25 protein-coding genes are annotated in these 23,709 nt (G+C 70.0%); 12 read left to right on the top strand and 13 right to left on the bottom strand.

Annotated features, from left to right (window positions below; translation table 11 throughout):
- Positions 1–115: 115 nt before the first annotated feature.
- Genes EER30_RS21160 through EER30_RS21150 form a run of 3 tightly spaced genes read right to left on the bottom strand, consistent with a single transcriptional unit; the run spans position 116 to position 3,185 of the window.
- Positions 116–946: a carbohydrate ABC transporter permease gene (locus tag EER30_RS21160; RefSeq protein WP_127502219.1), complete on the bottom strand. Its 831-nt coding sequence runs from the start codon at positions 944–946 to the stop codon at positions 116–118.
- Positions 943–1,896 carry a carbohydrate ABC transporter permease gene (locus EER30_RS21155; RefSeq protein ID WP_127502218.1) on the bottom strand — a complete coding sequence of 318 codons (954 nt, stop codon included), beginning with the start codon at positions 1,894–1,896 and terminating at the stop codon, positions 943–945. Before EER30_RS21155 ends, EER30_RS21160 begins: the two co-directional genes overlap by 4 nt.
- 8 nt (positions 1,897–1,904) lie before the next feature.
- Entirely contained in the window at positions 1,905–3,185 is a 1,281-nt protein-coding gene (locus EER30_RS21150) for an extracellular solute-binding protein (RefSeq protein ID WP_127502217.1), read from the bottom strand.
- Between the two features lie 174 nt (positions 3,186–3,359).
- On the opposite strand from EER30_RS21150, the gene EER30_RS21145 reads away from it, so the two are divergent.
- From EER30_RS21145 to EER30_RS21135, 3 genes are all read left to right on the top strand, one after another.
- Entirely contained in the window at positions 3,360–4,352 is a 993-nt protein-coding gene (locus EER30_RS21145) for a LacI family DNA-binding transcriptional regulator (RefSeq protein WP_127502216.1), read from the top strand.
- 34 nt (positions 4,353–4,386) lie between these two features.
- Positions 4,387–5,151, top strand: a complete 765-nt coding sequence (locus EER30_RS21140; protein ID WP_240670197.1) for an esterase/lipase family protein — start codon at positions 4,387–4,389, stop codon at positions 5,149–5,151.
- A gap of 82 nt (positions 5,152–5,233) precedes the next feature.
- On the top strand, positions 5,234–6,007 hold the full coding sequence (locus EER30_RS21135) for an AfsR/SARP family transcriptional regulator (protein WP_164842420.1): 774 nt from the start codon (positions 5,234–5,236) through the stop codon (positions 6,005–6,007).
- On the opposite strand, the gene EER30_RS21130 is transcribed toward EER30_RS21135, so the two are convergent.
- The 4 genes from EER30_RS21130 to EER30_RS21115 all read right to left on the bottom strand — a co-directional run bounded on the left by EER30_RS21130 (position 5,959) and on the right by EER30_RS21115 (position 8,656).
- Positions 5,959–6,666, bottom strand: a complete 708-nt coding sequence (locus EER30_RS21130; RefSeq protein WP_127502214.1) for a GNAT family N-acetyltransferase — start codon at positions 6,664–6,666, stop codon at positions 5,959–5,961. The genes EER30_RS21135 and EER30_RS21130 overlap by 49 nt on opposite strands.
- Before the next feature lie 70 nt (positions 6,667–6,736).
- Entirely contained in the window at positions 6,737–6,934 is a 198-nt protein-coding gene (locus EER30_RS21125; RefSeq protein ID WP_127502213.1) for a hypothetical protein, read from the bottom strand.
- A gap of 97 nt (positions 6,935–7,031) precedes the next feature.
- Positions 7,032–7,988 (bottom strand): S-adenosylmethionine:tRNA ribosyltransferase-isomerase, encoded by a 957-nt coding sequence (locus EER30_RS21120; protein WP_127502212.1) that lies wholly within the window; start codon positions 7,986–7,988, stop codon positions 7,032–7,034.
- Positions 7,985–8,656 (bottom strand): SDR family NAD(P)-dependent oxidoreductase, encoded by a 672-nt coding sequence (locus tag EER30_RS21115; protein ID WP_127502211.1) that lies wholly within the window; start codon positions 8,654–8,656, stop codon positions 7,985–7,987. The genes EER30_RS21120 and EER30_RS21115 overlap by 4 nt, the downstream gene beginning before the upstream one ends.
- Positions 8,657–8,778: 122 nt before the next feature.
- On the opposite strand from EER30_RS21115, the gene EER30_RS21110 reads away from it, so the two are divergent.
- Complete coding sequence (locus tag EER30_RS21110) at positions 8,779–9,909, top strand: GAF domain-containing sensor histidine kinase (RefSeq protein WP_127502210.1); 1,131 nt, start codon at positions 8,779–8,781, stop codon at positions 9,907–9,909.
- Complete coding sequence (locus tag EER30_RS21105; RefSeq protein ID WP_240670196.1) at positions 9,902–10,609, top strand: response regulator; 708 nt, start codon at positions 9,902–9,904, stop codon at positions 10,607–10,609. The genes EER30_RS21110 and EER30_RS21105 overlap by 8 nt, the downstream gene beginning before the upstream one ends.
- On the opposite strand, the gene EER30_RS21100 is transcribed toward EER30_RS21105, so the two are convergent.
- A complete protein-coding gene (locus EER30_RS21100; protein WP_127502209.1) occupies positions 10,512–11,150 on the bottom strand; it encodes a hypothetical protein in 639 nt (212 codons plus the stop codon). The two genes, EER30_RS21105 and EER30_RS21100, sit on opposite strands and share 98 nt — an antisense overlap.
- A gap of 104 nt (positions 11,151–11,254) precedes the next feature.
- Here EER30_RS21100 and EER30_RS21095 point away from each other — a divergent pair, with 104 nt between their 5' ends.
- On the top strand, positions 11,255–11,926 hold the full coding sequence (locus tag EER30_RS21095) for a VOC family protein (RefSeq protein ID WP_127502208.1): 672 nt from the start codon (positions 11,255–11,257) through the stop codon (positions 11,924–11,926).
- A 44-nt stretch (positions 11,927–11,970) separates the two neighbouring features.
- On the top strand, positions 11,971–15,057 hold the full coding sequence (locus tag EER30_RS21090) for an NACHT domain-containing protein (RefSeq protein WP_127502207.1): 3,087 nt from the start codon (positions 11,971–11,973) through the stop codon (positions 15,055–15,057).
- A 1-nt stretch (position 15,058) separates the two neighbouring features.
- On the opposite strand, the gene EER30_RS21085 is transcribed toward EER30_RS21090, so the two are convergent.
- Complete coding sequence (locus tag EER30_RS21085; protein WP_432417559.1) at positions 15,059–16,474, bottom strand: LVIVD repeat-containing protein; 1,416 nt, start codon at positions 16,472–16,474, stop codon at positions 15,059–15,061.
- 153 nt (positions 16,475–16,627) lie between these two features.
- Between EER30_RS21085 and EER30_RS21080 the strand changes: the two genes are divergently transcribed.
- From EER30_RS21080 to EER30_RS21065, 4 genes are read left to right on the top strand one after another with little or no spacing between them, the layout of a single operon-like run.
- Positions 16,628–17,299: a DUF305 domain-containing protein gene (locus tag EER30_RS21080; RefSeq protein ID WP_127502205.1), complete on the top strand. Its 672-nt coding sequence runs from the start codon at positions 16,628–16,630 to the stop codon at positions 17,297–17,299.
- 36 nt (positions 17,300–17,335) lie between these two features.
- A complete protein-coding gene (locus tag EER30_RS21075; protein ID WP_127502204.1) occupies positions 17,336–18,451 on the top strand; it encodes an NAD(P)H-dependent flavin oxidoreductase in 1,116 nt (371 codons plus the stop codon).
- Complete coding sequence (locus tag EER30_RS21070) at positions 18,448–19,992, top strand: acetyl-CoA acetyltransferase (RefSeq protein ID WP_127502203.1); 1,545 nt, start codon at positions 18,448–18,450, stop codon at positions 19,990–19,992. Before EER30_RS21075 ends, EER30_RS21070 begins: the two co-directional genes overlap by 4 nt.
- Entirely contained in the window at positions 19,989–20,447 is a 459-nt protein-coding gene (locus EER30_RS21065; protein WP_127502202.1) for a hypothetical protein, read from the top strand. Before EER30_RS21070 ends, EER30_RS21065 begins: the two co-directional genes overlap by 4 nt.
- Positions 20,448–20,503: 56 nt before the next feature.
- Here EER30_RS21065 and EER30_RS21060 read toward each other — a convergent pair whose 3' ends face one another.
- On the bottom strand, positions 20,504–20,773 hold the full coding sequence (locus tag EER30_RS21060; protein ID WP_127502201.1) for a hypothetical protein: 270 nt from the start codon (positions 20,771–20,773) through the stop codon (positions 20,504–20,506).
- Positions 20,774–21,280: 507 nt separating this feature from the next.
- Positions 21,281–21,856 (bottom strand): DUF1062 domain-containing protein, encoded by a 576-nt coding sequence (locus tag EER30_RS21055; RefSeq protein WP_127502200.1) that lies wholly within the window; start codon positions 21,854–21,856, stop codon positions 21,281–21,283.
- A gap of 412 nt (positions 21,857–22,268) precedes the next feature.
- On the opposite strand from EER30_RS21055, the gene EER30_RS47190 reads away from it, so the two are divergent.
- Complete coding sequence (locus EER30_RS47190) at positions 22,269–22,436, top strand: hypothetical protein (RefSeq protein WP_164842419.1); 168 nt, start codon at positions 22,269–22,271, stop codon at positions 22,434–22,436.
- A 78-nt stretch (positions 22,437–22,514) separates the two neighbouring features.
- Here the strand turns inward: EER30_RS47190 and EER30_RS21050 are convergent, their stop codons facing one another.
- Both EER30_RS21050 and EER30_RS21045 read right to left on the bottom strand, forming a co-directional pair.
- Positions 22,515–22,805: a fibronectin type III-like domain-contianing protein gene (locus EER30_RS21050; RefSeq protein WP_164842418.1), complete on the bottom strand. Its 291-nt coding sequence runs from the start codon at positions 22,803–22,805 to the stop codon at positions 22,515–22,517.
- On the bottom strand, positions 22,793–23,551 hold the full coding sequence (locus tag EER30_RS21045; RefSeq protein WP_240670195.1) for a glycoside hydrolase family 3 N-terminal domain-containing protein: 759 nt from the start codon (positions 23,549–23,551) through the stop codon (positions 22,793–22,795). The genes EER30_RS21050 and EER30_RS21045 overlap by 13 nt, the downstream gene beginning before the upstream one ends.
- Positions 23,552–23,709 lie beyond the last annotated feature (158 nt).

The raw sequence follows: 23,709 nt of genomic DNA, 5'->3' as shown, positions 1-23,709 counted from the left end.
TCGTCGGCATCCTGCACGGATGCCTCAAAACCGGCACACCCTACAACGAGGCGACCGCCTGGTCCGCTCACCTCATCGACGCTGCCGCTTGACATTCAAACTCCTGGGATGTCTTTCAGCCTTTGACGGCGCCGTTGGTGAGTCCGGCGACGATCTTTCGTTGGAAGAGCAGCACGAGGATGACCACGGGGATCGTGACCACCACGGCGGCCGCCGCGATCGGCGCGGTCGGCTGGGAGAACTGCGAGGCGCCCTGGAAGAAGGCGAGCGCGGCGGGCACCGGGCGGGCCGCCTCGCTCGAGGTGAGCGTGATGCCGAAGACGAAGTCGTTCCACACCGCGAAGAAGGTGAGGATCGCGGCCGTGAACACGCCGGGGGTGGCCAGCGGGACGATCACGCGGCGGAACGCCTGCCACGCGGTGGCCCCGTCGACCTGGGCGGCCTGCTCCATCTCCCACGGGATCTCACGGAAGAACGCGGCGAGTACGTAGACCGCCAGCGGCAGCGAATAGGACAGGTACGGGATGATCAGGCCAAGCCACGTGTCGTAGAGCCCGATCGTGCGCCACAGGTTGAACAACGGGGTCGCGATCGCGATGACCGGGAAGACCGTGATCGCGAGCGCGACGCCGAGGACCAGGCGCTTGCCCGGGAAGTCGAGCCGCGAGATGGCGTACGCGGCCAGGGTGGCCAGGATGACCGAGATGGTGGTGGCGATCAGCGCCATGCCCACCGAGTTGCGCAACGCGGTGGTGAACAGGTCGGAGGCGAAGACCGTACGGTAGTTCTCCCAGCTCCAGACGGTGGGCAGGAACGACTTGTTGGTGATGTCGTCGCCCTCCTTGAACGAGAGCGAGACGATCCACAGCACCGGGATGACCGCGTACGCGATGATCAGGATCGCGCCGACGATCCAGAAGATCTGGTTCCTGCGGCTGACCTTCACTTGCGGTCCCCCCTCTGCTGCGACAGATCCGTCTTGAAGACCTTCACGAACATGACCGCGATGAGGACGACGAGGATCGCCAGGATCACGCTGACCGCGGAGCCGAGGCCGACCATGACGCGGCTGATCGTCTGCCGGTAGGCCAGGAACGACAGCGTCTCGGTGTTCTGCGAGCCGGCGGTCATGATGAACACGGTGTCGAAGACCCGGAACGCGTCGAGGGTGCGGAACAGCAGCGCGACCATGATGGCCGCCTTCATGTTCGGCAGGATCACCCGTTTGACGCGCTGCCAGGCCGTGGCCCCGTCGACCTTGGCCGCCTCGAGGTAGTCGTCGGGGATCTGGGCCAGGCCGGCGAGCAGCAGCAACGACATGAACGGCGTCGTCTTCCAGATCTCGGCGACACACACCGCGGCCAGCGCCGACCACGTTCCGCCGAACCAGTCGAACTCACCGAGCCCGAAAATGCCGTTCACGAAGCCGTACGTGTTGCTGAACGCATAGGCCCACGCATAGGCGGAGACGACGGTGATGATCCCGTACGGCACCAGGATCGCCGTTCGCAGAGCGGTGCGCAGATAGAGGGCGCGGTGCATGACCATCGCCAGCCCGAACCCGAGGACCAGCTCGACGGAGACGGTCACCACCGTGATCAGCGAGGTGACGCCGAACTGCCGCCAGAACAGTCCGTCGGTCAGGATCGTCAGGTAGTTGCCGAGGCCGATGAAGTCACGCCCGGCCGGGTCGGTCAGCCGGTAGTCGAACATCGACAGCCAGAGGGCGTTGAGGATGGGGTAGCCGGTGACCGCGACCATCACGAAGAAGGCGGGCCCGGCCAGCATCCAGCCGAGGTTGCGTTCTTTCCGGGCGCGGTCGGTCAACCGGAACCGGGTGGTCTTGCCGGCTTCCGCAACCTTCTGCGGGGGCGCGGCGGGAATCGTCGTGCTCATGGCCGCTCCTAGATCAGTCGCTTGTTGCGCAGCACGTCCTCGAGCAGCGAGTTCGCCGCCCGCGGGGTGGTGTCGGGCGAGAGCGCGTCCGGCGGGTGGAAGGCGGTCTGGATGACCCCGGTGACGTCGCCGTAGTACGGGCTGACCGGGCGGGGCGTGGCCGCGTCGAGGCCGGTGCGGATCTCCTCGGCCATCGGGAACTTCTCGCGGACCTCCGGGTCGTCGAAGACCGCGCCCAGGGCGGCCGGGTTGCCCGCGGTGAGCATGAACTCCTTCTGGCTCTGCGCCGACGCGAGGCAGCGGGTCGCCTCGACCGCGAGCTCCTGCTTGCGGCTGAACGAACTGATCGACAGACCCAGCCCACCGGACGGGGACGCGGCCTCGGTTCCGGCGGCGACGCGCGGATAGGTGGTCCAGCCGACGTCGTCCTTGAAGTTCGCCGGCAGCGAGCCCTCCTCGATGGCGGAGTCCATCGCGGCCCAGACGTACGGCCAGTTGACCATGAAGCCGCCGTCGGCCTCCTGGAACGCGGCCCGCGAGTCCTCCTCACCGGCGGTGCTGAACCCGGCGGGCGCGGCCGGGGACACGGCGAGGTCGTGCATGATGCGGGCCGCCTCGGCGCCGGCCTCGGTGTCGATGCCGCCCTTGACCTGGTCGGAGGGGAGGTTCTCGGAGCCCTCGGCGAGGATCGAGCCGCCGGCTGAGGCGATCAGCGCGTTGACCCAGACCATCAGGCTCTCGTTGCGGCGGCCCTGGGCGGCCACGGTCACGCCGGCCTTGGTCGCGCCCTCGATGAGCTGGTCCCAGGTGACGGGGCCGGCCGCGGGGTCGACGCCCGCCTTCTGCAGGACGGACTTGCGGTACCAGAGGAGCTGCGTGTTGCCGTACAGGGGGGCTGAATAGAGGGTGTCGCGGAAGGTGGACTGCTCGAGCGGGCCGGCCAGGATGCCGTCGGAGAACTCCTGGCGTTCGGCGTTGGTGAACGGGCGCAGGAAGCCGGCGTTGGCGAACTCGGCCATGAACGGCGGGTCCACGCTGACGATGTCCATCGAGCGGTCCTCGGCGGCGAGGCGGCGCAGGAGCTGCTCGCGCCCGCCGGCCGCGGTGTTGGGCAGGCGCTGGATGTTGAACGCGTAGGCGCCGCCGGACTCGGTCGCGCAGCGGGTCGCCACGTCTTCCTGGGCGGCGTCGGCGATGTAGTAGGTCAGCGAGTTCGACCCGCCGTCCCCGCCGCCACAACCGGCGAGGCCGGAGGCGACCAGCAATAGGGCCGCCGCGCTTCTTCTCATGTGCACGGTTGCATCCCCTCGTCAGTGAAGGTGCTGCTGGAACCGCTTGCAGATCCAAGCCTTTATGTGATCTGCGTCTCATGTCAATAGTCGCTATATGCACGCAGTGCGCCTTCGGAAACGTTTCCAATCGCTTGCTACGCTCTCGCTGTGCGTCCTCACACGAGGGTGAACATGGCCGATGTGGCGCGCCGGGCCGGCGTGTCGATGGCGACCGCGTCCCGCGCCCTCAGCAACCATCCCCACGTCGCCGCCGACACGCGCGCCCGGGTGCTGGCCGCCGCCGAGCAACTGTCCTATGTGATCTCTCCCGAGGCGTCGCGCCTGGCCGGAGGGGCCACCGACCGGGTCGCCGTGGTGGTGCCGCACCTGTCCCGCTGGTTCTTCGCGGCCCTGCTCGACGGCCTCGAGTCGGTGCTGCGACCGGCCGATCTCGACGTGCTGCTCTACCACGTGGGCGACGCCGCCGACCGGCGCGAGTTCTTCCGCCGCCTGCCCGCCCGCCGCAAGGTCGACGCGGTCGTCGTTCTCGGCATGCCGATCGCGGACGGCGAACGCAGCCGCCTCGAGTCGATGGGCGTGCACATCGTCGCCGCCGGCGGCCAGGTCGAGAACTACCCGTACGTCTCGATCGACGACGCCACCGCGGGCCGCCAGGCAGTCGACCACCTGCTCTTCCTCAAGCACCGCCGGATCGGCATGATCGGCACCGTCGACCCGGTCGAACCCGGCTGGCCGGCGAACCCGGGACGCGCCCGGGCCTATCACGCGGCGCTGGCCGACGCGGGCCTGCCGGCCGACCCCGGCCTGGCCGTGACGGTCGCGTGGGGCGGCCTCAACGGCGCCGACGCGATGGCCCGCCTGCTCAGCCTGCGCGAACCGCCGACAGCGGTCTACGCCCACTCCGACGAGGTCGCGTTCGGCGCGCTGCGCACGCTGCGGCGGGCCGGCCTGCGCGTCCCCGAGGACATGTCGGTGGTCGGCATCGACGACCACCCGATCGCCGAGCTGGCCGACCTGACGACGGTCGCCCAGCCGGTCCGCGCCCAGGGCGTCCTGGCCGGCCGCCTGCTCCTGTCCCTGCTGGCCGGCGAAGAGCCACCGGCCGGCATCACCGTCCCGACCCAACTGGTCGTACGAGGCTCGACCGCTCCCCCGCGTTCCTGATCTGCGGGCCCTCCGGAAGCGGCATGATCAGACCGTGGCCGGGCGACGGGTGGTTCTGCTGGTCGGGGCGGTTGTCGTGGGGGTGCTGCTCGTCCTGGTCGGCGTCCGGCTGGCCGGTGACGGCGGCGACGGCGGGCCCCGGCCCGACCAGGCACAGCCCGGCACGGTGCTGCTCGTTCCCGGATACGGCGGCAGCCACGCGGCGCTGACCCGGCTGGCCGACCACCTGACCGCCGAGGGGCGTACGGCCGAAGTGCTGACCCTGCCCGGCGACGGCACCGGAGCGCTCGAAGCGCAGGCCGAGGTGCTCGATCAGGCCGCACGGGACGCTGTGGCCGGCGGCGCCCCCTCGGTCGACGTGGTCGGCTACTCGGCCGGCGGCGTGGTCACCCGGCTCTGGGTCGAGAACCACGACGGCGCCGAGATCGCCCGCCGCGTCGTGTCGCTCGGCTCGCCCCTGCACGGCACCCGGCTCGCCGGGCTCGGCGCCCAGTTCGGCGGGGCCAACTGCCCGCAGGCCTGCCGGGAGCTCGCCCCGGGCAGCGACCTGCTCGACAGCATCGACGGCCCGCTGCCGGACAACCTGCCCTGGCTGTCGATCTGGACCGAGAACGACGAGACGGTCCAGCCCCCCGACTCGGCCGAGCTGGACGGCGCCATCAACCTGTCGCTGCAGAGCCTGTGCCCCGCGGCCCGCACCACGCACGGTGAGCTGCCGACCGATCCGTACGTGAGCTCTCTGGTCCTGGAAGCCCTGGGCGCCTCGGCGATGACCGAGCCCGCAGCCTGCCCGCGGTGACGTGCGGCACATCAGGTGACGGCGTGACTCAGTCACCCGACTGATGATCCCGGCGCGTGCGCCGGGTCAGGGTGGAACGGTGATGGATCGACAAGACGACCTGCGGTTCTGCCTGCTGGGCGCGGTGCGCGTGCGGCGCGGCCAGGCCGACCTCGAACTGGGCGGGCGGCAGCCGAGAACGATCCTGGCGCTGCTGCTGGCCGAGGCGGGCGCGGCGGTCAGTTTGTCCGACCTGGTGGACACGCTGTGGGGCGAGGATCCGCCGGTCAGCGCCGTGAACGTGGTGCACCGGCACATCGGGGTGCTGCGCCGCGTGCTCGAGCCCGAGCTGCCGGTGCGCGCGCCGGGCCACCACCTGATCCGGCACGCCTCCGGATACCGCCTTCTGATCGACGAGAACAGCTTCGACCTGTTGCGGTTCCGACGGCTCGCCGACCAGGCCCGCCACACCCAGGAGCCGGCCCAGGCCGTACGCCATTACGCCGCGGCCCTGTCCCTGTGGCGCGGGCGATGCGCGGCCGAGCTCGATCGTACGCACCCGAGTTTCCTCGCGATCGAGGCCGAACGCTGGCATGTCACCCGCGAGGCCGCCGACGCTGCCCTGCGTGGCGGCCCGGTGCGTCTCGTGCTGCCGGCGCTGCGCCAGGCGGCGGTGCTGAACCCGCTCGACGAGGGTCTTCAGGCGCGGCTGCTGCTGGCCCTGGCCGAGGACGGGCGGAAGGCCGAGGCGATGCACACGTTCCGTGAGGTGCGACGGCGGCTCGGGGACGAGCTGGGGCTGGGGCCGGGTCCGCAGCTCGTGGAGGCCTACGACCGGCTGCGGCCCCGGGCGACCTGCTCGGCCTGCGGCCGGTAGGCGTGGAAGTTGATGTCGCGCCGGTGCTCGAAGCCCATCGCCAGGTAAAGCCGGATCGCACTGGTGTTGGTGCCCGCCGCGTGCAGGAACGGCGTCTCGCCACGCTCGCGGACGCCGGCGGCCACGGCCCGCACGAGCCGGGCCGCGAACCCCTGGCCACGGTACGAAGGATCGGTGCAGACGGCGCTGATCTCGGTCCAGCCCGGCGGCCGCACCCGCTCGCCGGCCATGGCGACCAGCTTGCCCTCGCGGCGCAGGCCGAGGTAGGTGCCGAGCTCCCGGGTGCGCGGGGCGAACGGCCCCGGCTGGGTGCGCGCGACCAGGTCGAGCATCTCGGGGATGTCGGCCTCGGTGAGCAGCACGGCCTCGGGGTCGGGCGCGGCGACGAGGCGCTCACCGGTGAGCTGCACGCCGACACCACCGCCGACGAGTTCCCAGCCGGGCGGGGTGTCGTCGGGCGCGGTGGGCACCAACACGATCTCGCCGGGGCCGGTCAGGGCGGCGAGGTCGGCCCACGCGCCGCGGTCGGCCGGGTCGGCGACGGCCGCGAACGGGGACACCTCGGGCTGGAAGCGCGCGGCCCGGGCCCGTACGTCAGCGAAGCGCTTCTGATCGTGGGTCAGGGCCGCCCACACCGGATTGTCGAGCACGTTCGTCATGGATCTCCCCTCGCGGCGTCATTGATACCGCGAGGGGGTCGACCCCCGCACCAAATGTGACCGGCGGCATTCATTGCTCGTGCACGACGCGGAGACCGCTCCGTTCCAGCAGACCTTCGATGCGCACCCGCTCAATCTCCCGGTCGAGCCCCTCCAACGAGGCGAGATGCGTCGTCAGACTCAAGGCTTCGCACGCCAGTTCGAGCTGCTCGTCGTAGGCCCGGTGGACGATGATCAGATAACGAACCAGGGGACGGTTCGACTCCATCACAGCTCCGCCTCTCGAAGGAACGGCCCGTTCGGCCGTAGGCGTAGCTATAGGGTCGTGCGGCCCGCGGAGCGTGCAATATCGTCAGTGACGGATCTCAGGGCAGCAGCAGATGGACGTCGCCGAACTCGTGCCAGTGGTAGCGCTCGCGCAAAGCTTCGCCATATGCCACCCGCAACGTCTCCTCCCCCGCCACCGCGGTCAGCATCTTCAGATGCGACGCCCGCGGCTCGTGCAACCCGGTCAGCAGCCCGTCCACCGCCCGCAGACGGTGATCCGGCTCGATCACCAGGTCCGTCCAGCCCTCGGCCGCCTTCACCGACCCCGTGGCCGCCGCCGACTCGAGCGCTCGCACGACGGTCGTCCCCACCGCGACGACCCGGCCGCCCCCGTGGCGCACGTGCGCCACCAGCCGGGCCGTCGCCGCGGGCACCCGGAACCACTCCGGATAGGGCGGCTCGTCCACCTCGGCCGACGCCACCCCCGTGTGCAGCGTGACCGGCGTGACCAGCACTCCCCGTCCGGCCAGGGCGGCCAGCACGTCCCCCGTCAACGGCCGCCCCGCGCTGGGCATCTCAGCGCTGCCCGGCTCGGTCGCATACACGTTCTGATAGACCTCGAGCGGCCAGTCCCGGTCCGTGTAGGCGTACCGGATCGGCTTGCCGTGCTTGCTCAGATAGTCGACCCGCCCGAGCGGAACCGAGGCCGTCGCCACCCATAGCCGCGAGGTGAACGGCCGCAGCAGGGTCAGCGAGCCGTCCGGGATCACCAGTCGCATCCCCGCCCGCGGCGACGCGAACTCCCGCAGTTCCACCAGCCACGTGCCGTCGGCCCGCGACGTCGAGACGTGCACCCGGATCCCGTCCGCGTCGAGCGCCGCCGGCAGCGTCGCCGAGTTGTTCACAACCAGCAGGTCGCCCGGCGAGAGCAACGATGGCAGCGCCGGAAAGCAGTGGTGGCTCACGTCAACACTGTGCGAGACCATCAGCCGTACGCTGTCCCGCGGCTCGACAGGATGCCGAGCCTCCAACGCCGCGGGCAGGTCGAAGATCACGCGACGTACCTCCCCGACGCCGGCCGCGACTCCAGAAGCTGAAGAAAGAACGGCACGACCGACGACGGCAGCGGCTTGTCCGAGATGTCCGCGCCGGGAGAGGCCTGCTGCTGCAACCGCGTCCGCAGATCCCCCGGATCCACCGACCACACCCGCAACGACGGCTCCTCCAAGGCCAGCACCGCGCTCGCATGATCCAGAGCCGCTTTGGCCGCCCCATAGCCACCCCAGCCCGCGTACGCCTCCACGGCCGCGTCCGAGCTGAGGTTGAGCACCGCGCCGTGCTCCGAGAGGCGCAGCTGCGGCAGCACGAGCTGGGTCAACGCGATCGGCGCCAGCACGTTCACCTCGAACGTCTCCAGCAGGTCGGGCAGCGGGAAGTCCCCCAGGGCGGGCGGCGGGCTCCCCCCGAGCGTCGACGCGTTGTTCACGAGCAGGTCCGCCCCGCCCAGTTTCGAGGCCGCTTCAGCGAGCGAGGCGCGGTGATCGTCGTCCACCACGTCACCGGGGATCGCGATCACGGTGGTCGGCAGCGCGTCGGCGACGGCCGACAGGTCCGAGGCCGTCCGGGCGTTGATGACCAGCGACCACCCGGCGGTTGCCAGTCCGTGGGCCAGGGCGGCGCCGAGCCCCTGAGAAGCGCCGGTGATTACGGCTGTTCGTGTCATGCCATCGACCCTGCTCGCTGCCGCGGTGGAAAGCCTCGGGCCACGGTCGCCTCGCACCCCCGACCTTGGTCCTAGGACCTTCGGCGCAGGCGTTGGAGGGGCCGGACGACTATCGTTGGCGCGTGGACGAACTGGGCACGGCGCGCCGGTTGTCGGCCGCGGTGCTGGCCGTCAGCGACCAGCTCACGGTCCCCGAGGTGCTGCAGACGATCGTTGACACGGCCCGAGAACTGGCCGGTGCCGAATACGCCGCGCTCGGCGTCCCCGACGACGGCGGCTCCTTCGCCCAGTTCCTCGTCTCCGGCATGAGCGCCGAGCAGCAGGCCGCGATCGGCCCGCTCCCCCGTCAGCACGGTTTCCTCGCCGTCATGCTGCGCGAGCCGGCCACCCAGCGCCTCGACGACATCCGCGCCGATCCGCGCTTCGGCTGGTGGCCCGCCGCCCATCCGGCCCTGACCGCGTTCCTGGGCGTGCCCGTGACCAGCGGTGACGAGATCCTCGGCGCGCTCTTCCTGGCCAACAAGCCCGGCGGCTTCACCGCGAACGACGAGGAACTGGTCCGCGTCCTGGCCGCGCACGCCGCGATCGCCCTGACCCACGCCCGCCTCTACGCCCGCAGCCGCGAGCTGACCATCGCCGAGGAACGCGCCCGCATCGCCCACGACCTGCACGACGCGGTGGCCCAGCGGCTCTTCGGCCTGCGGCTGACCGTGCAGGCGGCCGACCTGCTGCTCGACCGCGATCCCAAGGCCGCCCGCGCCCGGCTGTCCGAGGTGTCCGCCCTGGCCCGTGAGGCCGCCGAGGAACTGCACGCCGCCGTCCTCGAGCTGCGCCCCGCCCGCCTGGCCGAGGACGGTCTGCCCTCCGTGCTACGCAAACAGGTGCAGATCCTCGACCGGGCCTCCGGCGCCGACGGTCCCCGCCTGACCTACGCCGAAGACACCCCGCCGCCCCTGCCGCTGGCCCACCAGGCAGTGGTTCTGCGCGTGGCCCAGGAAGCCCTGCACAACGCCGTCCGGCACGCCTCCGCCGACCAGATCACGGTCTCCCTGACCAAGAACGGCAACAACGGTGTACGCCTCCTCGTGCGCGACGACGGCGTGGGCTTCGATGTCGACGGCACGGTGCGCGCGGGCCGCAGCCTCGGACTGCGCTCGATGCGCGACCGGGCCTGCTCGGTGCGCGGCGACGCCACCATCAGCTCGTCGCCCGGCGCGGGCACGACCGTGCGGCTCGAGGTGCCCGGTGCCTGAGATCCGTGTGCTGATCGTCGACGACCACCCCGCCGTACGCCGGGGGTTGCGCACTTTTCTTGAACTGGCCGACGACCTCGATGTCGCGGGGGAAGCCGCCGACGGCCCCTCGGCACTGGAGGCGATCGAGCGCACCCGCCCCGACGTCGTGCTGCTCGACATGGTGCTGCCCGGCCTCGACGGTGTGGCCGTCCTGCGCGAGCTGCGCGAACGCGGCCTGCGGACGAAGGTCCTGGTCGTCACCAGCTTCTCCGACCGGCTCGTGCCCGCTATGCGAGCCGGCGCACGCGGCTACCTGTCCAAGGACGTCGACCCGCACGCGCTGGTCGCGGCCGTCCGCTCGGTCCACGCCGGCCACCTGCTGCTCGAGCCCGAGGTGGCGGCCTCGCTGGTCGCCGCGCCGGCCGAGACGCCGGGGCTGACCGCTCGCGAGCGCGACGTGCTGGCCCTGATCGCCGAGGGCCGCTCGAACCGCGAGATCGCGCGCGCCCTGGTCGTCGCCGAGAAGACGGTCAAGACCCACGTGTCCAGCATCCTGATGAAGCTGGGCCTGGCCGACCGCACTCAGGCCGCCCTGCACGCGGTGCGCAGCGGCCTCACGCCTACCGGCCCACCGGGGCCAAGCCTCGCGCGAGCTGCCGCACCACTGCCCGCAGACCCGGGCGCCGAGGCTCGGGGCGGGGCGCCGGCGCCGGGTTGACCACGCGGACCACCTTGCCCCGGTCCAGGTCGTTGATCTTCCAGCGGCCGCCGTGGACGTCGCTGAAGGTGATCTCGACCGAGAACGACTCGGTCTGCGACGGGCTGGCCTGACCGGCGAGCTGGCGGGCGATCTCGGTCGGCACGGACCAGACGAGCGCGGCGCCGGTGTTCGGCGCGACGAAGGGCAGGTTGTCCCGGGCGTCGTAGTCGTCGTCGATGCGCATCGGCTCGCCCACGGCCGGATGGAACGTGAGCCGCCCGGCGACATTGGTGATCGGGTAGGGCCCGTAGTTTCCGACGTGGACCACGAGTTCGTCATCGTCCTCGTAGCGCGGGTCCTCGTCGTAGTGGGTGATGTGCAGGCTCACGGCGGCGGCCCGCGCACGTTCGGCGGCCCCGCTCTCCCGGTCGAGCCGGGCGATCTCCTCCTGCCGCGTCCGTCGCTCGACGTTCAGGGCGTGCCGCTGCGCGGCGAAGGCGGCGACGGTGCCCACCGCGGCGACACATGTGCCGATCGCCTCGACCGAATTCCAGTTCACACGCGCCGAGGCTACGCAGAAATCGGCGCCGGTTTGCGGGATTCACCTATGGAACACCCGAAATTGCCGCGACAGCCTGGGACGCCCCTGCGAGCATGGCCGCCATGTCCCTTCATCTGTTCGCGGTGTGCTTCGAGGCCCTCGACCCGCCGCGGCTCACCCGGTTCTGGTCGGGCCTGCTCGGTTGGGCGCCGGCCGGCGACGAGTTGCTGCCCGATGACGACACCGGGTTCCGCCTCCGGTTCGTCCGCACCACCGAGCCGAAGGCGCGTCAGAACCTCGCCCACTTCGACCTGACGAGCAACCTCGAGGAGCAGGACCGCATCGTGGCCCGCGCCCTGTCCCTGGGCGCGACCCACGCCGACGTGGGCCAGAAGGGCGACGAGGGCCACGTCGTGCTGGCCGACCCCGAGGGCAACGAGTTCTGCGTCATCGAGCCCGGCAACAACTTCCTGGCCGACTGCGGGTTCATCGGCGCGCTGTCCTGCGACGGCTCGCAGCGCGAGGGCTACTTCTGGAGCGCGGCGCTCGGCTGGCCGCTGGTCTGGGACGAGAACGAGGAGACCGCCGTACGCTCCCCGCACGGCGGTCCGAAGATCACGTGGGGCGGCCCGCCCAACGAGCCCCGCCCGCCCCAGGACCGCGTACACCTGGAACTTACGGCCGACGACCGGCAGGCGGAAACGGATCGGCTGCTCGGGCTCGGCGCGACGCTCGTCGACGGCGAAACACTGTCCGACCCCGACGGCAACCATTTCCGTCTGCGCAGCACGTAACGACCTTCGTCGACAGAACGGGACCGCTTGGGTACGGTCCGCGCATGAGGTCCCGGGGACTGTCCTTCGCCGACGCGGTCCGACTCCTCGACGGCGACTCGCCCACCGTCACACGATTCGGCCAGGTGGCCGGGGTGGCGGCGGGGACGGTCACCGTCGCCAGCGCCGGGACGGTCGACTTCTTCGCCCTGCGCGACCAGGTCGTACGGTGGGGGAACTCGGCCGTTCTGAGCTGGCGCGACAAAGTGGAGGGGCTGAGCCGCTTCGACCGCACCGACCGGCTGATCGCCGCGCACTCCGTCATCGTCCTGGTGGCCTTCTTCGAGGCTCTCGAGGAAATGGCACCCTCGTCGCCGCAGCTCGCGGCGGCCGAGCAGGTGGCGATCAGCAGCTCGCGGCCGACGCCGAAGTCGTTCACCGAGATCGTGACCGTGCTGATCGAGCAACCGGCCCCGCACCCCACCCCGCAGCGACCGTTCGAAAGCTTCGAATTGGAGCTCACGTACTACTACGTGGGCTTGTCGTCGACCACGGTGAGCGTGCTGGGACTGACCGACGTCGAGATCAGGGAGCTGGCCCGTCTGTCCGGGATCCGTTACACGGCGGCCTACCGGCGGCTCACCCTCGAGGTCCCGGAATTCCGGCTCTGGAGCTCGTCGGTCGGTGAACAGGCGACCCGCGAACTGATCCGGACGGCGGTCGCCGAGCTGCGCGCGCGCCACGAGGCCACCTCGGGCGTGCGCACCGATCTGATCCGGCGGTATGAGAAACAGCTCGAACGGCCGATCCTCACCGCCTCCGACGTGCCCGGCGGCGTCGTCCTGCCCACGCTGAGGCAGGGGTACGTCGACCCGACCGGGCTGGCCTCGACGGCCGGGCCCAGCGACCTGCCGGCCACCGAGATGTGGTGGGAGCAGGCCCAGCCCGTGCCCGACGTCCAGTCGTTCCTGGTCTCGCACCTCACCACGCCCCAGGCCACGGACCGGCCGCTGGTGCTGCTCGGTCAGCCCGGATCCGGCAAGTCGGTGCTGACCCGCGTGCTCGCGGCCCGGCTGACCCTGGCCGACTTCCTGCCGATCCGCGTCGAGCTGCGCAGCGTCGAGGCCAACGCGCCCGTGCAGAAACAGATCGAGGACTCCCTGTACGGCCTGGTCGGCAAGGCGGTGAGCTGGCCCGAGGTGGCCCACGAGGCGGGCACCGCGCTCCCGGTCGTGATCATGGACGGCTTCGACGAGTTGCTGCAGGCGACCGGGCAGAACTGGGCCGACTATCTGGAGCGGATCGAGGAGTTCCAGCAGCGCGAGAACGACCTCGGACGTCCGCTGGCCGTGATCGTGACCAGCCGTACGGTGGTCGCCGATCGGGCGCGGTTCCCGGCCGGGACGGTGGTGCTGCGGCTCAACGCCTTCACCGACGGGCAGATCGGCGAATGGCTCGAGATGTGGAACTCGTTGAACGCCACGCGGCGCGGGCTGTCGACCGAAGCGGTGCTGGTCCATCGCGAGCTCGCCAGTCAGCCGCTGCTGCTGCTCCTGCTGGCGCTCTACGACAGCCGGGTGAACCAGTTGCGGGCCGGGCAGGGCGAGCTGCGCCGGGCGGAGCTCTACGAGAGGCTCTTCACCGACTTCTTCGAGCGGCAGGTCGACAAGTTCGGCACCGGGCGCGACGACGAGCAGCGGGCAGCCGAGATCGCGCTGGAGTGGAGGCGGCTGTCGGCGGTCGCGATCTCGATGCTGAATCGAGGGCAGGACGTGATTCTCGAAGCCGAACTCGACGAGGACCTCGGCCATCTGCTCAGCGACGCTGACCGTACGCCCGCGGCTCCGAACGCGTCGAACCGGCCGCTGAGCGCGAGCCAGTTGCTGGTCGGCCGGTTCTATTTCCTCCACGAGTCGCGCATCAACCGCGACACCACCGGGGTCGAGCGGAGCTTCGAGTTCCTGCACGCCACGTTCGCCGAGTTCCTGGCCGCCCGGCAGATCGTGACCGCGCTGGTCGAGCTGGCCGAGGACCGGGCGATTCTTCGCCGCCGGCCCGGCGCGACCCTGGACGCGGGTTACTTCGCGGCGCTCACGTCATTCGGGACGCTGACCCGGCGGGTGCCGCTGTGGGAATTCTGCCAGGGGCTGGTGGCCCGCCTCGACGCGGGGAGACGACGGGCTTGTCGCGAGCTCGCGATCGAGCTGTTCGCGGAGGCCGGGCGGCCGCATCCCTCGTGGACAGTCGCGGGCTATGAGCCGCGGCCTCGCACGCTCGCCGAGCGGCAGGCCATGTTCTCGGCCAACCTGATGTGCCTGATCGTGCTGTTGAGCGACGGGCCGGTCGACGCGGTCGAGATCGTCGGGGAACCAGTCGAGACCAACTGGCGGCGGCATGCGCTGTTGTGGCTGAGCCAGTCGAGCTTCGACGACGCGCGTCGGCTCTGGCAGTCACTGCGGGTCGACTGGGATCTGACCGCGGATCCGCCCCGACTCCGGATTCGGCTGGACGACGAGTCTGACGTCTACGTCTTCTCGTCGCTGCCGTGGCCGGCCGACCGTCGGCCGGCGCGGGTCGAGTCACAGCCTGTCGACGGCGACATCGCGATGGCGAGCGAAAGCCATGCGGGCCGGCTGCTGCGCAAGTCGGCCTTCGCGCAGACCTCCCTCGACAGCCGCGAGCTCTTCTACACGATGGTGCCCTTCTGGTCCCGGTTCGGTGACCTCGGCTTCTCCGACCCCGACCAGCGATGGTATTCCGACGCGAGACGGTTGACCGAACTGGCCATCGGCGGCCTTGTGGAGCCGAACGATCCCGACCGCTGGACTGACTATCTTCTCCTGCTGATCAACGAGAAGGACCAGATGCGGAACGCAGCGATCACACAGCTGCAGCGGGAGGCGCCGGTCCTTTCGGCCACCCTGATTCAGAACATCGTGGCCGGCATCTCGAGCTTGAACGCCGATCCGGCCGTCGTACGGAGCCTTGTCGATCTGATGATCGCCATCGTGCCGCCCGGAGAACTCCTCCCGGGATTCGTCGACCTCCTGTCGAGGTTCGACCCGGCGGACCAGTCGCGACTGCGCGGGGCTTTCGACCTGCCGGAGCCCGCCCGCCGCACGGAAGGCGACGGACGGGCGACCGATCGGTGAGCTACCAGCGCAGGAAGTTGTCCTGCGTCTGGGCGTTGAACTCGTCGGTGCGGAACCACTTGGCGACCCACGTACGCGGGTCCTTGAGCTCGAGGACGTCGACGCCCTTCACGATGTCGTTCGAGTAGATGTAGCCGTTGTACCAGTAAGCGGACCAGGAACCGCCGCCCACGAACTGGGTCGCCGAGATCGGACCCCGCTCCCAATAGGCGATCTCCTTGGGCCGGCGTGAGTCGGTGAAGTCCCACACCGAGATGCCGCCCTGATACCAGGCCTGCACCATGATGTCGCGACCGGGCACCGGGATCAGCGAGCCGTTGTGGGCGACGCAGTTCTCGGTGTCGGCGTTCGTCCGCGGGATCTTGAAGTAGCTGCGGAAGACCAGCTTGGACTTCTTGCCGTGGCCGACGATGTCGTAGATGGCGTCGGCGCCGCGGTTCGGGCCGACCGTCGGGTTACAGGTGGCCGCGCCGCCGCCACCCAGCTCGTCGGTGAAGACGATCTTGGTGCCGCTGTTGTTGAACGTCGCCGAGTGCCAGAAGGCGAAGTTCACCTCGTCGCGGACCGTGGTCAGCACCTTCGGCTTGGCCCGGTCGGAGATGTCGAACAGCACGCCGTCACCCATGCAGGCGCCGGCCGCGATGTCCTTCTCCGCGTAGACCGTGATGTCGTGGCAGCCCGTGGTCGGAGACCCGTTGGGGTTCGCGGGACCGCCCGGGTAGCCACCGTCCGGGAACACGACCGGCGTCGCGACGACGGCCGCGGCCGTCGGGTTGCGCAGCGGCACCTTGATGATCGAGATCTTGTCGTGCGGCAGGGCGCAGTTCGGCAGATCCGCGCCGGCCAGGTTGTAGGACGAGATGTAGAGGTAGACGTTCTTCTCGCCCCGCTTGCCGGGCACCAGCGTCTGCGTGTGCGAGCCGCAGTCCGTCTTGATCGACTTGAGGTAGCGCGGCGTCAGCGGGTTGCTGATGTCGAAGATCTTGACGCCTTCCCAGCGGTCGCCGGGCACCGCCGTGGTCGACGCCGCGTTGACGCACGTGTCGTTCGTGCGCTGCGAGTCGGTGCCGAGGAAGAGCAGGTTCCCGCTGACCGAGATGTCGTTCTGCGACCCCGGGCAGAGAACCTGTGCGGCGATCGTCGGTGCCTTCGGGTTCCTGATGTCGTAGACGTAGAACCCGTCGTAGTTGCCGCCATATGCGTAGCGTCCCTGGAACGCCCAGTCCGAGTTGGTGCCCAGCAGCGGACCGGCTTTGTCCAGGTGTGCGACCTGCTTCAGGTTGGGGCTGCTGACGATCTCGTCGACGCCCGGAATCACGTTCTGGCCGGCGGGCGCCTGGGCCGCGCTGCTCCCCGGAGCCGCCAGCAGTCCGACCGCCAGTGCGATGGCGCTCGCGGCGGCCAGGCGCTTGAGCATCCGCCCTCGTGGGGCAGTGTGCTTCATGGGTCTCCCTCCCCCTTGACGCGCCGCGCGCACGATGAAACGCACGATGCGTATTCAGCTTTGTCGTTACAGTAGTGGCCGCGGGCGGTTGCGCAAGCATCTTTAAGTATCGATTGGGGAGGTCCGGTGGGTCGGGTTCGGACATCGACGCTGGTCGCGGTCGCGGTCGTGCTGGCCGGAGCCGGCGTCGCGGTGGCGGCGGCCCGGTCGGGCTCGGGCGAGTCGGCCGCGGCGCCCAAGCCGAGCGCGAGCGCCGCGCCGCCGCAGCGGGTGGTGTTGCCGGGTGCGCCGGGCGATGACGCCGTGGTGACCGATTCCGATCAGGTTCGCGCCCCGAACGGCTCGACCTACAACGCCGTCGACACGGCGTTCGTCCAGATGATGATCGTCCACCACGAGCAGGCGATCGAGATGGCCCGCCTCGCCCCCGAGCGGGGTGCGAACAAGAAGCTGATCGCCCTGGCCGAACGGATCAACGCGTCCCAGCCGTACGAGATCACGTTCTTGCGGGCCTGGCTCAAGGATCGCGGCCTGCCCGAGAACGATCCGAACCACGACCACGGGACGATGCCGGGCATGCAGACGCCGGCCGCCATGTCCGCGCTGACCGGCGCGAAGGGCCCGGCGTTCGACAGCCGTTTCGCCACGATGATGACCGACCACCATCGCGGCGCCCTGCGGATGGCCGGCGATGTGCTCAAGGGCGGCGACGACCAGAAGCTGCACGAGGTCGCCAACGAGATGGCCGTGGAACAGGGAAGCGAGATTCGTCGCCTGGCCGATGTGACCGCCGGGTAACCTCCCCGGTGGATCGACCACGGGAGGACGAGACCCATGCGTACGGCTCTGACGGAACTGCTCGGCGTCGAGCACCCGATCGTCGGCTTCAACCGCTCCCCCGCGGTCGTCGCGGCGGTCACCAACGCGGGCGGCTTCGGCGTGCTCGCGGCCTCGGTGTACGGGCCTGAGGAGCTCGACGCGCAGCTCACCTGGATCGAGGAGCAGGTCGGCGGCAAACCGTACGGGGTGGACCTGCTCGTTCCCGAGAAGTTCGCGCCCGGCGACCCGGCCGACCTGGTGGCCAGCATGCGCGCCCAGATCCCGCAGGAACATCTCGACTTCGTGCAGCGCCTGCTCGAGAAGTACGACATCCCACCCGCCGCCACGGCCGACCACCAGCAGGTCGCGGCGTCACTGACCACGCCGGGCGCGCTGGCGCTGCTCGACACGGCGTTCAAGCACCCGATCTCGCTGATCGCGAGCGCGCTCGGCACGCCGCCGCCGGAGCTGGTGTCGCGTGCCCGGGCCGCCGGGATCGTGACCGCCGCGCTGATCGGTCAGGCCAAACACGCCGAACGGCAGATCGCGGCGGGCGTCGACGTGCTGGTCGCGCAGGGCACCGAGGCGGGTGGGCACACCGGGACGATCGCCACGATGGTGCTCACGCCCGAGATCGTCGACATCGCCGGGGACCGTCCGGTGCTGGCCGCCGGCGGGATCGCGGACGGGCGGCAGATGGCGGCGGCCCTCGCGCTGGGAGCGGCCGGCGTGTGGTGCGGGTCGGTGTGGCTCTCGAGCGCCGAGGACGTGGCGGTGCAAGCGATCAAGAACAAGTTCCTGGCCGCGAGCAGCGCGGATACGTTGCGCTCGCCCACCCGTACGGGAAAACCGGCCCGGCAGCTGCGAACGGCTTGGCACGACGAGTGGGCGGCGCCGGGCAGTCCCGCCCCGTTGCCGCTGCCGTTGCAGCCGATGCTCGTCGACGAGGCCTGGCAGCGCATCGACGCCGCGGCCGAGGCCGGGCACGCGGGCGCGCTGGAGCTGGAATCGTTCTTCGTGGGGCAGGTGGTCGGGTCGTTCCGCGACATCCGGCCGGCCGGCGAGATCACCCGCACGATGGCCGCCGAGTGCGCCGCCCGCATCCGTGACCTCGCCGGGCGTCTTTCATGACCGGCACTGTGCCCGGCCCTTTGGTCGACCCGCTTCTTGACCCGCGTACGCCTGTGCTGGTCGGCGTCGGTCAAGTGTCGGAGCGGCTTGATTCGCCGGGCTACCAGGGACGCTCGCCGGTCTCGCTGGCCGCAGACGCGGCGCGCGTCGCGTTGGACGACGCGGGTGTTGCGGCGTCGGAGATCGACACCATCGCGGTCGTGCCGCAGTTCGAGATCTCCCTGCCGTGGGCCGTGCCGCTGCTGGGCGCCTCGGACAATCCGCCGCGGTCCATCGCCGCGCGGATCGGGGCGTCGCCGCGGCGGGCCGTGCTGGAGGTGGGCGGCGGCCAGGCGCCGCAGCATCTCGTGAACGAGTTCGCCGGGGCCATCGCAGCCGGGGACGCCTCGGTCGTGCTGCTGGCCGGGTCGGAGGCCATTTCGACGATTACTCAGGCGCTTTCCTCGGAATCGCGGCCGGATTTCGGTGAGAGCCCGGGCGGGTCGCTGGAGGCGCGCGGGCACGGGCTCGACGGCATCGTTTCGCCGCACCACGTCGCGCACGGGCTTTCGGACACGCCTTCGCAGTACGCGCTCATCGACAACGCACGGCGGGCGCGGCTGAAGATGTCGCGAGCGGAATACGCGGCGGCTATCGGGGACCTGTTCTCGCCGTTCACGACAGTGGCGGCGGCCAATCCCCACGCCGCGGCACCGGTTTTCCGCGACGCGGCGACACTCGTGACGCCCAGCGCGGCCAACCGGCCACTCGCCGATCCGTACACGCGGTATGTGGTGGCCCGGGAGAAGGTCAATCAGGGGGCCGCTCTGCTGCTGATGTCGGTGGAATCGGCGCGACGGCTCGGGGTTCCGGCGGAGCAGTGGGTCTATCTGGCCGGGCACGCCGATCTGCGGGAACGCACAATGATCGAGAGAGCTTCGTACGGGTCGTCGCCGGCTGCCGCCCGAGCGGCTCAGCATGCTCTGTCGCTCGCGGGGATCGCGGCCTCGGATTTGACAGCCATCGATCTGTATAGCTGTTTCGCGGCGCCGGTCTTCATCGTGGCCGAGGCGCTCGGGGTGGCGACGGACGATCCGCGGGGATTGACCGTGACCGGCGGGCTGCCGTTCTTCGGCGGGCCGGGAAACAACTACTCGATGCACGCGATCGCCTCGATGACTTCGCTGCTGCGAGCACGGCCGGGCACGTACGGCTTCGTCGGGGCCAACGGCGGCATCATGAGTAAGCACTCGACGGGCGTCTACACGACGGTCCCGCACGCCTTCCGGCCCTCGGACAGCGCGCGCATTCAGGCCGATCTGGACGCAGTGGCCGCGCCCGGCGAGGCGCTTTCCGCTTCCGGTCCGGCCGTCATCGAGACGTACACGGTGAAACACGGCCGCGACGGCTCACAGGAGGGAATCGTGCTGGGCCGCCTGCGAGACGACGGCCGCCGATTCGTGGCCCGCGCGGACGCGATTCTCGACCTGCTGACCACGGGTGAGCCAATCGGGGCCGACGTGGTCGTGCGCTCCACCGGTGACGGGAACGAGGTCACTTGAGAGCCGGACTGCTGCTGACGCCGTTAGGAATGCTGGCGCTCGGGCTGGCCGGATACGGCGCGACGTTGCTCAACGGGCCCTATCAGGATGAGCCCGTGGTGACGTCGGGTGGCTGGTTGTTCGTGTTCCTCGCGGGCGCAGTGGTCGTGCTGACCGTGGCGATGCTGCGCGGCAACTACACCGCGTGGATCCTCACTTCTTTGCTGGCTCTGGCGATCGTGCTGATCCCGGTCGCCGGCTGGCTGTCGGCCCTGTCCGAGACCCTGGCCGAAACGGACCTCAGACGCGGAACCAGCACGGTGGAGTTCACAGCGACCGCCACCGCCCCCGCCTCGGTCGCCTCGTCGTTGGGCGACGTGGCTATCGCACTGACGGTTCTGGGCGCGGCGTGGGCGTCCGTCATGCTCCTGCTGCCATCCACCCGCCGCGCCTTGAATCTCCGCCGCGCCCGCTGAGCCCACCCCACCGCCCGGCTGCCGGAGCCCGCGTCGGTCAGCTGCTCCGACGGGCACTAATCCCCTGCCGGCTCGGCAGACCCATGGTTCCGCTCTGCCGTCACGTTCAGCGCCAGCTTGGTGTTCTGCTCGGATCTCTCGTTCAGCCGCGGCGTCGCAGTCTGGGCCGTCGCCGACGCGCCGTCCTTCAGCGCGCGAAGCCGATCGGTCTGGCGCTCAGCCCCCGCGGGCGAGTACGAACCCAGCGCCGTCACCGGCAGCGCGCCGGTTTCGCGGCCCAGCACGAGAATCGGCGCGTAGACCGCCATGCCCATGCGCTCGTCCACTGAACGCACTCGACCGACTCGACCATGCTCCAGGGCGTCAACTTGTCACGGCTGTCGAACGACCGAATGCGGACCCCACGTTCGTCGATTACCACTCCCATGCGGACCGCCCGCCAGACGCCGATCACCCCGAACACGAAGACGAGAGCTCCGATCCCGACGCTGCCCCAGTCACGCTGGGCGATCGGATCCCCATCGAACAAGATCCCGACGCCGATGAACGCGAACAGGCCAAGGCAGACAACCAGCAACGGCGTCTGGATCCGCGGCCTGACAACAACGCGCTTCATGCCGCGGATCGTACCCAGCACCTTGATCAACCGTTGCGCGCAGGAGGGGATCCTCCTCAACCGGGACGAGACCAACGCGAGCCGAAGATGCGAAGTAGACGAATGCTCCAACGCCGGGGACCGCGGCAGAGGAAACGCGTCGACCCAGCCCAGGGCCGCCCGGCTGATCACGCCGGGCAGGCTCTGGACCGTCGTCGAGCTGAGCGAACGGTCGAACTCAGCGTTTGAGCGTGAAAGTGAAGTCGCTCGAGATCTTTCCGCCGAGCCGGACCGCGGCAACGAGCTTGCCCGCCTCGATCAGCCTCTCGATTTCGGCACGCGCCAACCCGCAACCGTCAGCGATCAGCCGCACCGGGCGCACCGGGATCCGCGCTCCGAAGCGCACCGAGACGTCGAGCACCTCGGGGTCGCTTCCATCTCCCGCGTCGACTCCGCCGTCGTCGAGCGGATCGCTGGTGTCGAGGCGCCAGGCGTTGGTCCAGTCGAGGGCGACGCGGTTGCGGTGCTGCACGAGCGGATCCTGAAGCAGTTCGGCCGTCAGCACGATGTCGTTGCCGTGCAGCCGGTCGAGCAACCTGGGATCTACCGAGCGGACGTTCACCCGCTCCAGGAGCGAAAGCTTCGCGGTATCCCCACAGCCGGCGCAGAGCACGAGAAGCCAGGCATCGAGAAGCTTGTGGTTGGCGTTGACGCGGAATTTGCCGCTCGCCCGGAATCGATCGGACGCGCACAGGTGGCAACGACGGACGATGAGCGGCAGGCATGTAGGGACGATCGTCCAGATTTTGAGCACAGAGATACACCGGTTCCAGTGAGAATTTCCGCAGCAAAGGAGCGCGACGCGAATTACGCGACGCGCGGCAAATCAGCGCTTGGGAGGTCTCACAGGGTGTACAACGGCACGTCCTTGCCTGGACGACAGAGTTCGGCAGCACGCTAAAGCCGCAAGCCCGAACCGTGCCACCAATTTTCACAGGCCGCCGCGACGACCAAACATCCTGCGTGAGGCGAGACGGGGCAGCCGGGGCCAGGCCGCCGGCGAGGATCGCGGGGTGTGGACGCTGCGAGCTGGCGCGATACCGCGAAGGTATCGGCTGCCCGTTTGTCCCTAGCTTGGGGACGTGAGCCTGGTCTCCCCGTTCTTTAGGTGGGACGGTACGCGGGTAGTGGCGAGGGCGTAGCGAGGACAACAACGGAGGTGCGAGATGTCGGATCTGAGCAAGGACACCGAGGCCAAGCTCGAGGAAATCGCCGACGAGCGCATGGAGGAGCTTCCGGGCGAAACGGCGCTCGGCCACCGCGACCCGTCCGCCGGTGGCGAGGGTGAGCCGCAGGACTGGAAGGGCAACGAAGAGGTCAAGCTCCCCGAGTGAACCGGCGACGCGGGGACCGCCCCTGGAGACGGTCCCCGCGAGGTTCTCCGCCATGCCGCACCGACTGAATCGGTGGTTCTACCGACGGAACGATGCGCGCAGAGTGGTTTGCGACGAGCCGCCGACCCGTATGCCGTACGTGCCCTTGGCGGTTTTCCACAGCCCGTCCCAGTACTGCAGCAGATGCAGGTCGGCCAGGTCGTCGCGGCTGAGCGTGAGGTCGACCGTTCTGCTCTGCCCGGCCGCGAGCGTCACACGTTCCCAGCCGACCAGGCTCTTCGACGGTTCGCCGGTCGAGGCGGGCAGGGTGGCGTACGCCTGAGCCACCTCGGTCCCGGCGCGCCGGCCCGTGTTGGTCAGCCGGAACATGATCCGCACTTCGTGACGCGACGCGTCGACCCGAAGTTGTGAGTATTCGAAGCGTCGAACCCGATGTCGTCCTTGAGCACCTTGTTCAAACGCTCATTCTCACAGGCGTACACATGATTGATCTGGTTGTACGAACACATGACGCTCTCCGGTGCGCCGCGCTTGACGGCGATCTCGAAGGGCAGGTCGTAGAGCCGGCGCAGCGTGCGCTCGTCCGCGTTCGACGAACTGGTCTGCCGGTCGAGCTCCTGTTCGTTCGCGACGTAGTGCTTGAGCGCGGCGAGCACCGGCTTGCTCTGGATCCCGCGCGTGCCGGCCGCCGCGATCAGCCCGGTCAGCAGCGGGTCCTCGCCGAGATACTCCGGGGTGCGTCCCGACAGCGGCGTGCGCCCGCTGGCCAGACCCGGCGCGAGCAGCACGTTCTTACCTTTGTCGAACGCCTCCGCCGCCTGGGCCGCGCCTTTCGCGTACGCCAGGGGCTCGTTGAACGTGGCGGCGGTGGCGATCGTGGCCGGAAACGCGGTGACTCCCGGGGTGAACCGCACGCCGTCCGGACCGTCGGAATAGACGACGGTCGGCGTGCATGGCACCTGCGCGGGAAACCGCGAGCACTCCGCCCGGAGTGGCGGCGCTGCGGGCGCGTGACCTGATTGGGGGGTGGAAAGCCTCGAAGCGAGCCGGACAGCCCGCAGCCGGCCGCGGACCCCTTCATCGAGTAACGGGAATGTTTCCGCCTTGGTCCACATCCTGCAGGGGTGGCAGCCCGCGCCGTTAGGACGACGTGCACGGGGACTAGCACAGAACACACTCGGAAGCCGCGAGCGTCGATCAGAGCGGAGCCACGACCGGCGACCGGAGCGGGGGCGGCCACCGGGTGCCGAGCGAGACGCAGTGACCGTTGCCG

This window comes from Actinoplanes solisilvae (assembly GCF_003999975.1).
In the GTDB taxonomy this organism is placed as follows: Bacteria; Actinomycetota; Actinomycetes; order Mycobacteriales; family Micromonosporaceae; genus Actinoplanes; species Actinoplanes solisilvae.
This window is presented reverse-complemented; position numbering and strand designations above follow the sequence as displayed.